This is a genomic window from Enterobacter sp. BWH52 (genome assembly GCF_001037565.1).
GTDB lineage: Bacteria > Pseudomonadota > Gammaproteobacteria > Enterobacterales > Enterobacteriaceae > Enterobacter > Enterobacter hormaechei_C.
The window spans coordinates 372,511-385,907 of sequence record NZ_KQ089854.1 but is presented as its reverse complement, the minus strand read 5'-3'; the positions used below and the strand labels follow the sequence as shown (position 1 = coordinate 385,907).

The window sequence follows — 13,397 nt, the reverse complement described above, 5'->3', positions numbered from 1 at the left end:
CAGCAGTCACGAAGATTATGCGTCGAACGGGTCGCGCAGGATCATCGTTTCAGTACGATCCGGGCCGGTAGAAATAATATCGATCGGCACTTCGGTCAGTTCTTCAATGCGCTTGATGTAGTCCAGCGCGGCTTTTGGCAGGCCACTACGCTCTTTCACACCGAAGGTGGTCTCAGACCAGCCCGGCATGGTTTCGTAGATTGGCTCAATGCCTTCCCAGTCGTCAGCAGCCAGCGGAGTGGTGGTCACTTCGCGGCCATCTGGCATGCGGTAGCCAACGCAGATTTTCACTTCTTTCAGGCCGTCCAGTACGTCCAGCTTGGTCAGGCAGAAGCCAGACAGGGAGTTGATCTGCACTGCGCGACGTACGGCAACGGCGTCCAGCCAGCCGGTACGACGACGACGACCGGTGGTCGCGCCAAACTCGTTACCCTGCTTGCAGAGGAACTCGCCGGTTTCATCAAACAGTTCGGTCGGGAATGGACCCGCACCCACGCGTGTGGAGTACGCTTTGATGATGCCCAGAACGTAATCCACATAACGTGGACCCAGACCAGAGCCGGTCGCCACGCCACCCGCGGTGGTGTTAGAGGACGTAACGTACGGATAGGTACCGTGGTCGATGTCCAGCAGGGTACCCTGCGCACCTTCGAACATGACGAAATCGCCACGCTTGCGCGCCTGGTCCAGCAGATCGGACACATCAACAACCATACCGGTCAGAATGTCTGCAATCGCCATGACGTCATCCAGCACTTTCTGGTAGTCAACGGCTTCGGCTTTATAGAAGTTCACCAGCTGGAAGTTGTGATATTCCATCACTTCTTTCAGTTTTTCAGCGAAGGTTGCTTTGTCGAAGAGGTCACCGACGCGCAGACCGCGACGAGCCACTTTATCTTCGTAAGCCGGGCCGATGCCACGACCGGTGGTGCCGATCGCTTTCGCGCCACGCGCTTTTTCACGCGCCACGTCCAGCGCCACGTGATAGTCCAGGATTAGCGGGCAGGCTTCGGAGAGCAGCAGACGCTCACGAACAGGGATACCACGGTCTTCCAGACCTTTCATCTCTTTCATCAGCGCAGCTGGAGACAGCACAACGCCGTTACCGATGATGCTGGTGACGTTTTCGCGAAGGATGCCTGATGGAATAAGATGGAGGACGGTTTTTTCACCGTTGATTACGAGAGTATGGCCTGCGTTGTGACCGCCCTGGTAGCGTACAACATATTTAGCCCGTTCAGTCAGAAGATCAACAATCTTCCCTTTACCTTCGTCACCCCATTGGGTGCCCAGTACGACGACGTTGTTACCCATTTTTTCAAAATCACCGTTTGCTTAAAAATGGATTCTACCATCGCTTTTTCAGATATACAGCACTTTTTGACCCTAAAATATGCCAATTGCGGTTAGTTTTTGATCAGCCAATCGTTTTCCTCAACATGTAGTAGATAACGATACCAGCAACCACAAGACCACCGCCAAAACGACGCAAAATATTATCCGGCAGTTGGCTCATGGTGGCGATCATCCGGCGCCATGCGCGCGGATAAAGCATCGGGCCGAGGCCTTCCAGCACCAAAACCAGGGCCAGCGCGAGCCAGATCGTTGAATTCATTTTTCATCCTTATAAAAGAAAACCACCGCTCCGTGAAGAGCGGTGGTTTGAATACTCAAACGAGCCTGAGTTTATCGCGTTGCGTTGGTCGGCGTCTTCATATAACGGAAGAAATCGCTGTCCGGGCTGAGCACCATCACATCCTGGTTGCTCTTGAAGCTATTCTCGTAAGCGCGCAGGCTACGAATGAAGGCATAGAAGTCCGGATCCTGGCTGAATGCATCAGCAAACAGTTTCGCGGCTTCCGCATCACCTTCACCGCGCAGGATACGACCCTGGCGCTCAGATTCCGCCAGCGTCTTGGTGACTTCATAGTCCGCTGCCGCGCGCAGTTTTTCCGCTTCTTCCTGACCCTGTGAACGGTGACGACGGGCTACCGCTTCACGCTCGGCGCGCATACGGTTGTAGATCGCCTCGGACACTTCCGCTGGCAGGTTGATCTGCTTGATGCGCACATCAACCACTTCGATGCCCAGCGCCGCCATACTGTTCGGGTTGATCACCGGCACTTTACCGTTGGTTTCAGCCTGAACACGTTCAGCCGCTTTGGCAATCGCATCGTCTGCCGCCGGGGTTTCAACTTCATCCTCGGTGCCCGCAGAGCCGGAGTTCAGCGCATCACGCACTTCCAGCGTCAGGCGACCACGGGAGTCGGTCACAATGTCTTTCACATCCAGACGACCAATTTCAGAACGCAGACGGTCAGAGAACTTACGTTTCAGCAGCACTTCTGCCTGAGAAACGTCGCCACCCCCGGTTGCCAGGAAGTAGCGGCTGAAATCGCTGATGCGCCATTTGATATAGGAATCAACGATCAGGTCTTTCTTCTCTTTGGTCACGAAACGATCGGCCTGGTTATCCATGGTCTGGATACGCGCATCGAGCGTTTTCACTGACTGAATGAACGGGATCTTAAAGTGCAGACCCGGCTCATAAATCACCGGACGCTTGTCGCCGTCACGCACGACGCTGCTGAACTGGAACTTGATCCCACGCTCGCCCTCTTTCACCACAAAGATGGAGGTGTAGAGCACGACCAGTACAATGATGATGATCGCAATAACTGACTTACGCATCCTTATTCCCCCTGACGCTGGTAGTCGTTACGCTGCGCGTTGGCACGGCGTTGGTCCATAATGTCACCATCGTTCGAAGAAGGCGTTGTGTTCGCGCTGGCGCTGCCAGAGGAGGCCGGTGGCAGACGCAGCAGGTTGTTCGCACCGCTGTTGTCTTTTGCTGTCGGTGCAGAACCGCCTTTCAGCATCTGATCCAGCGGCAGGACCATCAGGTTTCCGCCTTTGTTGTCGTTAACCAGCACTTTACGCGTATGGCTCAGCACTTTTTCCATGGTCTCGATATAGAGACGCTCACGGGTAATTTCCGGCGCGGCTTTATATTCCGGCAGGATCTTCGCGAAGCGAGCCACTTCACCCTGTGCTTCCAGGATGGTCTGGGTCTTATACGCACGCGCTTCTTCCAGAATACGCTGCGCCTGACCGTTTGCACGCGGCTGAACTTCGTTGGTGTACGCTTCCGCTTCACGGATGTACTGCTGTTCGTTTTCACGCGCGGCAATCGCATCGTCAAAGGCGGCTTTCACCTCTTCCGGCGGACGTGCAGCCTGGAAGTTGACGTCCAGCAGGGTGATACCCATGTTGTACGGACGGATGGTCTCTTCCAGCTCACGCTGGGTATCGCTACGAATAACGGTACGACCTTCGGTCAGGATACGGTCCATGGTGTATTTACCGATCACGCCACGCAGGGCGCTGTCGGTCGCCTGACGCAGGCTGTCATCGGCGCTGGTCACGCTAAACAGATAACGTTCCGGATCGGTCACGCGGTACTGTACGTTCATCTCAACGCGCACCACGTTCTCGTCAGAGGTCAACATCACGCCAGAGGCGGCCAGTTCACGGACGGACTCCACGTTAACCGCGGTCACGTCATCAATGAAGGTCGGCTTCCAGTTCAGGCCCGGTTCAACCAGATGGCTGAACTTACCGAAACGGGTGACCACGCCGCGTTCTGCTTCTTTAATGGTGTAGAACCCGCTGGCTGCCCAGATGATTACTACCGCAGCGGCGACAATGCCCACCACGCGGCCACCCATTGGCGGGCGCGGACTCTGAGTGGAATTGCCACCCGAGCCAGAACCTTTTCCTCCGCCAAGGCCACCAAGCTTTTTGCTCAGTTTGCGGAAGATATCATCCAGATCCGGCGGCCCCTGCTCGCGACCACCTTTGTTGCCATTTCCCCCAGAGTTGCCGCCTTGATTATTGCTGCTTCCCCACGGGTCGCGGTCTTGTCCGTTATTACCGGGCTGATTCCACGCCATGTATATGCTCCATATTTGTTATGCAAGGGCGAATTTTTCAGGCTTCCCCTTTCTGATCAGACGATATAGTCCGCCAGCGCAGGTTCTTGTTTACAGAGGCGACGCCAGTCAACGATCGGCATACGCACCTGCATCCCCACGCTGCCGTCATCCTCCATCCACTCTTTTTCTATCGCCTGAAGCTGATAAAACCGGCTGCGCAGCCTGCCTTCCTGTGGCGGCAGTCGCAGCGTGTGCTGAGCTACCTCACCGGAAAGACGTTCTGTCAAAGCCTGGAAAAGCAGTGGCACACCAATCCCGGCCTGAGCAGACAGCCAGACCCGAATCGGTTTGTTCTCTTCGTCTCGGTCAATACGCGGTTCAAAATCGTCCAGCATATCGATCTTGTTCATCACCAACAGGGTAGGAATTTCGTGGGCGTCGATCTCTTCGAGCACCACGTTCACCGCGTCGATGTTCTCCTGCACGCGTACGTCAGCCGCATCAATCACATGCAGTAGCAGGGTCGCCTGACGCGTCTCCTGCAACGTCGCTTTAAACGCCGCGACCAGATCGTGCGGCAGATGGCGAATAAACCCTACGGTATCCGCCAGCACCGTTTCACCGACGTCTGCAACATCAATACGGCGCAGCGTTGGGTCCAGGGTCGCAAACAGCTGGTCTGCGGCATACACCTGGGCCTCGGTTATCTGGTTAAACAGGGTGGATTTACCGGCGTTGGTATAGCCCACCAGCGACACCGTAGGAATGTCGGCTTTGGTTCGCGCCCGACGCCCCTGCTCGCGCTGTTTCTCTACACGTTCCAGACGTGAAAGGATCTGGGTAATACGCCCACGCAGTAAACGGCGGTCGGTTTCGAGCTGGGTTTCACCCGGGCCGCGCAAACCAATCCCGCCTTTTTGTCTTTCAAGGTGTGTCCAGCCACGCACCAGACGCGTCGCCAGATGGCGCAACTGCGCCAGCTCAACCTGCAACTTACCCTCGTGGGTACGCGCACGCTGAGCAAAAATATCTAAGATCAACCCCGTGCGATCGATAACACGGCATTCGCAGAGAGCTTCCAGGTTACGTTCCTGAGCCGGAGACAGCGCATGATCAAACAGCACAACAGATGCGCCGGTTGCTTTTACGGCATCCGCAATTTCTACTGCTTTACCTTCACCTACAAAATACTTCGGGTGCGGCGCTTTACGGCTACCGGTAATCACCTGCATTGCTTCGACACCGGCGGAAGAGACCAGAGATTCAAACTCCTGGAGGTCTTCCATATCTTTGTCTTGCGAAAAATAGATGTGTACCAGCACCGCCTGCTCACCGGCGTCATAACGGTCAAACAAGCGTAAACCTCTCTAAAAAGATCAGCGGGGAACGCAGGATCCCTGGCTCCCCGTGTGGATAACAGCCCAAAACCTTATTCGGTTTCTTCGCTGTCCTGCGCTGGTGTTGAAGAACCCTGCGCGTTGCTGCCGTGATGGTAGTTACTGCCAGTGCCGCCGCCAGCGTTATTGCTGTGATGAGATACCGGACGGGACGGAACAACAGTAGAAATCGCGTGCTTATAGACCATCTGGCTGACCGTGTTTTTCAACAGGATCACGAACTGATCGAAAGACTCAATCTGACCTTGCAGCTTAATACCATTCACCAAATAAATAGAAACTGGAACACGCTCCCGACGCAATGCGTTCAGGAACGGATCTTGTAAAGATTGCCCCTTAGCCATTCTATCTTTTCCTTATATGCTTGTTTTGTACTTAGAACCTTGCGATTCTGAAAAATTGCGCACGATACGGCTTAATTGTACACATTCAGTCAGCGATATCACCAATAACCTCAATCACTTCGTTTAACGCCTGTTGTGGTTTTTCACTGTCTAACCAGTGAACCCCCTTCCAACCGCGTAACCAGGTGATCTGGCGCTTCGCTAACTGTCTCGTGGCGCAAACACCTCGATAAACCATTTCATCGTATGAAATCTCGCCTTCAAGATACGACCACATCTGGCGGTACCCCACACAACGAATGGAAGGCATGTCCGTATGCAAATCTCCACGGGCAAAAAGCGCCCGCACTTCTGCTTCAAAATCTGAAGCCAACATCTGATGAAAACGCTGCTCAATTCGTTGATGGAGCAGTTCACGGCTCGCCGGGGCGATGGCGAACTGATGCACCTGATACGGCAGAGCGTCTCCTGACGTTTGCGTCAGTTCCGTTAAAGTTTTACCCGAAATGAAAAAAACTTCCAGTGCCCGGGAAAGCCTTTGCGGATCGTTTGGGTGGATCCGCGCTGCGGCAACCGGGTCAATCTCTTCCAGTTGCCTGTGCAAAACGTCCCACCCCTGCTCTGCCGCCTGCCGCTCAATCTTCGCTCTCACTTCCGGATCGGCCGATGGCAGAGGCGATAACCCCTCCAGCAGCGCCTTAAAGTAGAGCATCGTGCCGCCAACTAACAGCGGTATGCGTCCCGCGGCGGTAATCTCGGCCATCTCGGCTAAGGCGTCGCGGCGAAAATCTGCCGCGGAGTAAGCCTGTGCCGGGTCGAGAATATCCAGTAAACGGTGCGGTGCCGCACGCAGTTCGTCTGCGTTGGGCTTCGCCGTGCCGATGTCCATCCCTCGGTAGATGAGGGCTGAATCAACGCTAATCAACTCTACTGGCAAAACTTTACGTAACTCAATGGCTAACGCCGTTTTGCCGGAGGCCGTTGGCCCCATTAGAAAAATCGCCTTTGGCAGGCTCGCCTTACTTACATCAGTCATGTTTCAGGGCGGTCATCGCCGTTTGTAAATCAACAGGTTGTAACAAACCACCTGGAGGCGCTTTCACCAGCTGTGGACAGAGGCGCTCCACCTCCGCCAGAACGGTAATCGCCTGCGCCATACTCCACGGTGCATGCTCGCTGGCCAGATGGCGGGCGATCCACTGCGCGGTATCGGCGGCATCAAACGTCGTTTGCTGCGCCAGGTAGCCTATCAGTTCAGGAATCAAGTTTTGTAAATTTTGTTGGCGTAAGGGTAAAGGCACTGCGCGAATTGTCACATGCTGCGCGTCCAGTACGATTTCAATCCCCATTTCGGCCAGTTGCGTCTGCACGCGCCGCAAAACCCCTGTTTCTTCAGGGGATATTTTCAGGCGAACGGGGATCAACAGCGGCTGCGCGCAGGCGGCATTCACCCCCGGGGTTAACTGCGCCTGTTTGAGCCAGCGCTCCGCCACGGAAAGCGCCAGCAACAGCAGTTTACCTTCGCGTTCAAGCAACGCCATGTCGGGAGCAATAATGGTCAATACCCGACCAAAACTCTGGCTATGCCCATCCAGAGAGGGGGTTGAAACCGTGATGTGCTCTTTATGCTCCACCGCCGGCGTATCCAGCAGTTTGCGGTACAGCGCCCCCTGCTGTTTGTGGTAGCCCGGCTGAGCGTTGGGATAGTTGGCACCGGTTGGTCGCGGCGCGTTGCCCGCCGGGGATAAACGTGGAGCAGCCGGCTCGCGCGCGACCGCCGGTTCGGCAAAATGGTTACGCCCGGCCGCCACGCGGTTTTCCGGCAGTGGGCGCGGCGCGGGCTCTTCTTTTGCCAGCGGCAACTCTGGCTCTGCCTGCTGCTGCAATACAGCGGCAACGCCCTGGTAGATGAAATCATGCACCAGGCGCGACTGGTGGAAACGCACCTCGTGCTTGGCGGGGTGCACGTTAACGTCAACCTGGTGCGGGTCGATCTCCAGATAAAGCACAAAGGCGGGCTGTTGATCGGCGCCGAGCTTATCTTCGCAGGCCTGTCGAATAGCGTGGTTAATCAGGCGGTCGCGCATCATGCGGCCGTTGACGTAGCAATACTGAATTTCTGCGAACGCGGCGCTGCTGGCGTTCGGATCGGCAACCCAGCCACGCAGGGCCAGATCGCCATGCTGCCACTCAATGGCCAGCGCCTTTTCCAGAAACGGTGTGCCGCAGATGGCGCCCAACCGACGCTCCTTTTGTCCACCCTCCGCCACCGCGCGATACTGGCGCATCACCTTACCGTTATGGCTGAGGTTGAGGGTGACATCAAAGCGCGCCAGCGCGATGCGGCGGATGATCTCGTCGATATGTCCGAATTCGGTCTTCTCGGTTCGCATAAACTTGCGCCGGGCGGGCGTGTTATAGAAGAGATCCAGCACTTCAAGCGTGGTGCCTACCGGGTGCGCCGCAGGTTTAACCGTGACGTCCATATCGCGCCCTTCGGCGTAGGCCTGCCAGGCTTCCTGCTGGTCGGCCGTGCGGGAGGTCAACGTTAAGCGGGAAACGGAGCTGATACTGGCCAGCGCTTCGCCGCGAAAACCCAGGCTTATAATCGCTTCCAGATCGTCAAGTGAGGCAATTTTACTGGTGGCATGACGCGCCAGCGCCAGCGCCAGTTCGTCCTTTTTGATGCCACAGCCGTTATCACGAATGCGAATAAGCTTTGCGCCCCCGCGTTCGATATCGATATCAATGCGGGTCGCCCCTGCATCGAGGCTGTTTTCCACCAGTTCCTTCACCACCGACGCAGGGCGTTCCACCACCTCACCGGCGGCGATTTGGTTCGCGAGCTGCGGCGGTAGAACCTGAATCGGCATGAACTCTCCTTAATTAGTCGCGGTCATTTCACCCGGCAGCGCGGCGCTTGCCGTCTGGGCTGCCCCGCCCTGCGGCGCAGACTGAAGCGGATGCGCGTCAAAGTATTTACGCAGACCGTTATAAATCGCTTCGGCAATTTGCTGCTGATAGCTGTCGCTTCCCAGTAAACGCTCTTCACCATGGTTACTGATAAAGCCCGTCTCTACCAGAATCGACGGGATATCCGGCGAACGCAGGACACCAAGGCTTGCATGCTCCGGGCGACGCTTATGCAGCGATCCAATGCTTTGCAGCTGGCTCAGTACGTTAGTGGCGACATCATACCCGACGCGCTGAGAATGACCGAACTGTAAATCCAGTACCGCCTGGCTGAGATACGGATCGGCCTGGCTGTTTGCCAGCACATCGCCTGCCCCGCCTAACAGTTCAGATTGCTTCTCGTGCTCTTCAAGCCAGTTCGCCATTTCACTGTTGGCTCGACGGTTCGACAGCACCCATACCGACGCGCCGGTGGCGTTACGGTTCGGCGCAGCATCCGCGTGAATCGACACCAGGAAGTTGGCGTTTTGCTTACGCGCCACATCCGAGCGTCCCATCACTGAAATAAAGTAATCTCCGTCGCGGGTCATGACCCCTTTAAACATCGGATCGTCATTCAGAAGCGCACGCAGCTTACGGGCAATGGCGATAGTGACGTTTTTCTCCCGCGTGCCGCCCGGGCCAATCGCGCCAGGATCTTGCCCGCCGTGTCCGGCGTCGATGGCGATAATCACTTTGTCGCCACTGACCGGTGTTCGCCGCGCGCTGACCGCCGGACGCGTCACCGTGTTGCTGCTGGTCACGGCGGTAAGTCGGTCATTTTGTGATTTAAACGGATTACGGGCTGGCTCAGACGGCCTTGGGGTATAAACCGGCGCTTCCACGCGTTTTGCTACAACAGGTGCAGGCGGTGGCGGCGGCGGCGGAACATCAGCATTAATGGTAAAGACCACCGTATAATTGGCGCCGTTTTGCTGCTTAACCGCCTTCGTTTTGCCCTTTTCGGTGAGATCGACCACCAGACGCAGAGACTGCGTATCCTTCGGCGTTCCCGAACGGATGCTTTTCACCAGATTGTTGCCGCTGAACTGGAGCGGCAGCCCCTGGATCACCCCGGTCTGTTTAATATCGAGCGCCACGCTGCGGCTGTCGATTTGTGAGAAAGCATATTCAGGATCGCCCATAAAGCTGAACGTAATGCGGGCCTGGCTATCGCCATTCGACACCTGAATATCCGAGAGGCTGGCCGCCCCGACCTGCGCGCACAGCAGGACCGTGGCAGCCAGCACCCAACCTTTAACGCGATTAATCATCCCGTTATCCCTACGCTCAACCGGCTAAACGCGCCAGTAAGGAACAGCCTGATGTGGAAACCGCACTGATGCGTGCCTCACGCCCTTGTGCCTGGTAATCTAAGTGAATTTCGACATCCGGGTCAGGCAGCACACCCGCACCTTGTTGCGGCCACTCCACCAGGCAGATGGCGTCGTTGGCAAAGTAATCGCGGATCCCCATAAATTCCAGCTCCTCCGGGTCCGCAAGACGATATAAATCAAAGTGGTACACCATGATATTTTCAAGCGTGTACGGTTCCACCAGCGTGTAGGTCGGGCTTTTTACGTTCCCGTTATGGCCTAACGCCTGCAAAAAGCCACGGCTGAAGGTTGTTTTACCCGCGCCTAAATCACCATACAGATAAATGACGGTCGCCCCCTGACAGGCCTGCGCCACGCGCTTGCCGAGATCTAAAGTGGCTTGTTCATCAGGTAAAGGAATCGCTCGATTAGTCATTTTCTACGTCAATCACATCCGGGTTAACAACACGCCGCAGCGTGCAAAAAAGATCGGTGGCCAGCATACCGCGCGTTCCGTAACGAGCAGCCAGCCTGTCAGCCGCCGTACCGTGGGCCACGCAGCCCGCACAGGCTGCATCATAAAGGGGAAGTTTCTGTCCGAGCAATGCGCCAATGATGCCAGAGAGCACATCGCCCATGCCGCCGCTCGCCATGCCTGCATTACCGGCATCAACGATGCCCATCGCATCATCGCTGGCGATAACGGTTCCCGCCCCTTTCAAAACGGCAACACCTCCGTAACGTTTTACCAGACGTTGGGCTGAAAGTAAGCGATCGCTTTCAATTTCTGCCACGCTACAGTTAAGCAGCCGTGCGGCTTCGCCGGGGTGCGGCGTCAGAATGCGATTGTGACGCTTATCCGGGTTTATTGCCAGAAGGTTAAGCGCGTCGGCATCCCAGAGCATCGGTTTACGAAAATTCTCGGCCTTTTGCAGGGCCTGTTTACCCCACTCCTGCTGACCCAGGCCCGGACCAATGACCACCACGTCCGCCCACTCAAGACCCTTTTCAATCGCCTGCGGGGTAAGCTCGTGGACCATCAGCTCCGGCCGCGCGGTAATAATGGGCGGAATGTTTTCGCTGCGGGTCAGCACGCGTATTAATCCGCCGCCGCTGCGCAACGCGGCCTCTCCGGTCATTCGAATCGCACCTGCCGTGCCATGATCGCCACCAATAATCAGCAGTCGGCCATGGTCACCCTTATGGGAGGTGGGACGACGCGGCGGTAGCCACTGTGCAAGCTGGGAGGCATCAAAGCGGGTGATGTGGGTATCCTGTCCGATCAGCCAGTTTTCCAGCCCCAGGGCGTTGTGGTGTAACGTGCCCACGACATCCCGCGCTTTCCCGGTAAGCAGCCCCGGCTTCAGGGCGATAAAGGTCACGGTGTGCGCCGCCTCAATCGACACGCCCGGCGTCGCGCCGGTTTGTGCCATCAGGCCGGAGGGAATATCCAGCGCTACCACCGGGGCGGGGTGCGCATTAGCGCGCGTAATCAGCGCGGCGACGTCATCGCGAGGCGCGCGCATCAGTCCCGTCCCCAGCAGACCATCAACAATCACGTCGACATCCTCGGGCCAGATAATATCAGGCGCATGAATAATGCCCCCCGCATTCAGCCAGGCCTCTCTCGCCATGCCAGCCTCTTCCGGTAGCGGCTTGTCGCTCTCCAGCGCCATCAGGGTGACGCGCAGCCCCGCCGCCACCGCAAGACGAGCCACCACATAGCCATCGCCACCGTTATTGCCGTGCCCGCACAGGATCAGATAGTGCGAGGCATCCGGATAAGCCGTGCGCGCCACGTTAAACGCCGCCTCGCCCGCGCGCTGCATCAGTTCGTAAAGGGTAATGCCGAGGCTATCTGCGGCCTCTTTCTCGGCCCGACGGAGGTCATCCGCATGCCAGATGGAATGTGGTATACTTGCGAGGTTTTTCTTCACAGTATGGTCCGTCATGTCACAGCCCCTCGATCTCAATGAATTAGCGCAAAAAATAAAACAGTGGGGTGCTGAACTGGGCTTCCAGAAGGTCGGTATTACTGACACCGACCTCTCTGCCAGTGAGCCTAAGCTCCAGGCATGGCTGGATAAACAATACCACGGCGAGATGGAGTGGATGGCGCGTCACGGTATGATGCGTGCCCGCCCCCACGAGCTGTTGCCGGGTACGCTGCGCGTTATTAGCGTACGCATGAACTATCTGCCTGCTAACGCGGCCTTTGCGCGCACGCTAAAAAATCCTTCGCTGGGTTACGTCAGCCGATACGCGCTGGGGCGTGATTACCATAAACTTCTACGCAACCGTCTAAAAAAGCTCGGGGAAACCATTCAGCAGCACTGTGTTTCGCTGAATTTTAGACCCTTTGTCGATTCTGCGCCTATTCTTGAGCGCCCGATCGCCGAAAAAGCCGGGCTCGGCTGGACAGGTAAGCACTCACTTATCTTAAGCCGCGACGCGGGCTCATTCTTTTTCCTGGGTGAACTACTGATTGATTTACCTCTTCCGGTAGACAGTCCGGTGGAAGAAGGTTGTGGCCGCTGTGTGGCCTGTATGACCATCTGCCCGACGGGCGCGATTGTCGAACCGTATACCGTTGATGCGCGCCGCTGTATCTCTTATCTCACTATCGAGCTGGAAGGCGCTATTCCAGAGGAGTTTCGTCCGCTTATTGGCAACCGCATCTACGGCTGTGATGACTGTCAGCTGATTTGTCCGTGGAACCGTTATTCACAGTTGACGGACGAAGAAGACTTCAGTCCGCGCAAGGCGTTACATGCCCCGCAGTTGATCGAACTGTTCGCCTGGAGCGAAGCCTGGTTCCTGAAGGTGACGGAGGGTTCCGCCATACGTCGTATCGGCCACCTGCGCTGGCTGCGTAATGTGGCCGTTGCGCTGGGGAATGCCCCGTGGGATGAGGCAAATCTTCAGGCGCTCGAAAGCCGCAGAGGTGAGCACCCACTTCTTGATGAGCACATAGAATGGGCGATTGCGCAGCAAATTGAGAAGCGAAATGCAGGCATAGTTGAAGTGCAGTTACCGAAGAAACAGCGTCTGGTCAGGGTGATTGAAAAAGGGCTGCCGCGGGATGTGTGATATATTCACAGGCTGTGAGTAAAAATAAGAATTCAGGCGCCATCAGCTCTGGCAAACAGGTCAAGTGATCTCAATAACATTTTGAAATCAAATTTTCTTCATAAATCACAGGGAATTACGAAGATATTATTCACCCTGCTAACATTTCGTACAGACTGATTTTATCACGGTTTCTGTGGATAACTCTGTTCACAAGAGTATTTCAGATACAATAGAAAACGTCCCCAACGAAGCACTTCGCTGTGGATAATCTGGAGATGAAGAAGAATTTGGAGCGGGAAACGAGACTCGAACTCGCGACCCCGACCTTGGCAAGGTCGTGCTCTACCAACTGAGCTATTCCCGCTTGGGTGTTCTGGTGCT

Annotated in this window: 12 protein-coding genes and 1 tRNA gene; 1 reads left to right on the top strand and 12 read right to left on the bottom strand. The window is 56.1% G+C overall.

Translation table 11 applies throughout. The features are described 5' to 3' along the window. Positions 1–15: 15 nt before the first annotated feature. The 11 genes from SK47_RS01870 to nnr form a co-directional block, all read right to left on the bottom strand. A complete protein-coding gene (locus SK47_RS01870; RefSeq protein ID WP_003855997.1) occupies positions 16–1,314 on the bottom strand; it encodes an adenylosuccinate synthase in 1,299 nt (432 codons plus the stop codon). Between the two features lie 103 nt (positions 1,315–1,417). Continuing rightward, positions 1,418–1,615, bottom strand: coding sequence for a DUF2065 domain-containing protein (locus SK47_RS01865; protein WP_003855996.1), 198 nt, complete (start codon positions 1,613–1,615; stop codon positions 1,418–1,420). A gap of 71 nt (positions 1,616–1,686) precedes the next feature. After that, positions 1,687–2,691 (bottom strand): protease modulator HflC, encoded by a 1,005-nt coding sequence (hflC, locus tag SK47_RS01860; protein WP_003855994.1) that lies wholly within the window; start codon positions 2,689–2,691, stop codon positions 1,687–1,689. A gap of 2 nt (positions 2,692–2,693) precedes the next feature. Further along, entirely contained in the window at positions 2,694–3,953 is a 1,260-nt protein-coding gene (hflK, locus tag SK47_RS01855; RefSeq protein WP_022650254.1) for an FtsH protease activity modulator HflK, read from the bottom strand. A gap of 56 nt (positions 3,954–4,009) precedes the next feature. Further along, complete coding sequence (gene hflX, locus SK47_RS01850; protein ID WP_003855991.1) at positions 4,010–5,290, bottom strand: ribosome rescue GTPase HflX; 1,281 nt, start codon at positions 5,288–5,290, stop codon at positions 4,010–4,012. 74 nt (positions 5,291–5,364) lie between these two features. Further along, the gene (gene hfq / locus SK47_RS01845) at positions 5,365–5,676 is read right to left on the bottom strand and encodes an RNA chaperone Hfq (protein ID WP_003855990.1); all 312 of its coding nucleotides are present in this window, start codon (positions 5,674–5,676) and stop codon (positions 5,365–5,367) included. Positions 5,677–5,761: 85 nt separating this feature from the next. Then, entirely contained in the window at positions 5,762–6,712 is a 951-nt protein-coding gene (gene miaA, locus SK47_RS01840; RefSeq protein WP_003855989.1) for a tRNA (adenosine(37)-N6)-dimethylallyltransferase MiaA, read from the bottom strand. Further along, on the bottom strand, positions 6,705–8,549 hold the full coding sequence (gene mutL, locus SK47_RS01835) for a DNA mismatch repair endonuclease MutL (RefSeq protein WP_022650252.1): 1,845 nt from the start codon (positions 8,547–8,549) through the stop codon (positions 6,705–6,707). Before mutL ends, miaA begins: the two co-directional genes overlap by 8 nt. A gap of 9 nt (positions 8,550–8,558) precedes the next feature. Next, positions 8,559–9,902 (bottom strand): N-acetylmuramoyl-L-alanine amidase AmiB, encoded by a 1,344-nt coding sequence (gene amiB / locus SK47_RS01830; RefSeq protein ID WP_023315257.1) that lies wholly within the window; start codon positions 9,900–9,902, stop codon positions 8,559–8,561. 16 nt (positions 9,903–9,918) lie between these two features. After that, positions 9,919–10,380 (bottom strand): tRNA (adenosine(37)-N6)-threonylcarbamoyltransferase complex ATPase subunit type 1 TsaE, encoded by a 462-nt coding sequence (gene tsaE, locus SK47_RS01825; protein WP_048243396.1) that lies wholly within the window; start codon positions 10,378–10,380, stop codon positions 9,919–9,921. Continuing rightward, positions 10,373–11,896 (bottom strand): bifunctional ADP-dependent NAD(P)H-hydrate dehydratase/NAD(P)H-hydrate epimerase, encoded by a 1,524-nt coding sequence (gene nnr, locus SK47_RS01820; RefSeq protein ID WP_032634386.1) that lies wholly within the window; start codon positions 11,894–11,896, stop codon positions 10,373–10,375. The genes tsaE and nnr overlap by 8 nt, the downstream gene beginning before the upstream one ends. On the opposite strand from nnr, the gene queG reads away from it, so the two are divergent. Then, positions 11,895–13,034: a tRNA epoxyqueuosine(34) reductase QueG gene (queG, locus tag SK47_RS01815; protein ID WP_023324039.1), complete on the top strand. Its 1,140-nt coding sequence runs from the start codon at positions 11,895–11,897 to the stop codon at positions 13,032–13,034. The genes nnr and queG overlap by 2 nt on opposite strands. A gap of 270 nt (positions 13,035–13,304) precedes the next feature. Here queG and SK47_RS01810 read toward each other — a convergent pair. Continuing rightward, a tRNA-Gly gene (locus SK47_RS01810) sits at positions 13,305–13,380 on the bottom strand. Between the last annotated feature and the right edge of the window lie 17 nt (positions 13,381–13,397).

Bases quoted from the DNA above. Each gene is read 5' to 3' on its own strand.
- SK47_RS01865 (WP_003855996.1), bottom strand. From the start codon at position 1,615: ATGAATTCAACGATCTGGCTCGCGCTGGCCCTGGTTTTGGTGCTGGAA.
- hflC (WP_003855994.1), bottom strand. From the start codon at position 2,691: ATGCGTAAGTCAGTTATTGCGATCATCATCATTGTACTGGTCGTGCTC.
- amiB (WP_023315257.1), bottom strand. From the start codon at position 9,902: ATGATTAATCGCGTTAAAGGTTGGGTGCTGGCTGCCACGGTCCTGCTG.
- nnr (WP_032634386.1), bottom strand. From the start codon at position 11,896: ATGACGGACCATACTGTGAAGAAAAACCTCGCAAGTATACCACATTCC.
- SK47_RS01870 (WP_003855997.1), bottom strand. From the start codon at position 1,314: ATGGGTAACAACGTCGTCGTACTGGGCACCCAATGGGGTGACGAAGGT.
- queG (WP_023324039.1), top strand. From the start codon at position 11,895: ATGTCACAGCCCCTCGATCTCAATGAATTAGCGCAAAAAATAAAACAG.
- tsaE (WP_048243396.1), bottom strand. From the start codon at position 10,380: ATGACTAATCGAGCGATTCCTTTACCTGATGAACAAGCCACTTTAGAT.
- hfq (WP_003855990.1), bottom strand. From the start codon at position 5,676: ATGGCTAAGGGGCAATCTTTACAAGATCCGTTCCTGAACGCATTGCGT.
- hflK (WP_022650254.1), bottom strand. From the start codon at position 3,953: ATGGCGTGGAATCAGCCCGGTAATAACGGACAAGACCGCGACCCGTGG.
- miaA (WP_003855989.1), bottom strand. From the start codon at position 6,712: ATGACTGATGTAAGTAAGGCGAGCCTGCCAAAGGCGATTTTTCTAATG.
- mutL (WP_022650252.1), bottom strand. From the start codon at position 8,549: ATGCCGATTCAGGTTCTACCGCCGCAGCTCGCGAACCAAATCGCCGCC.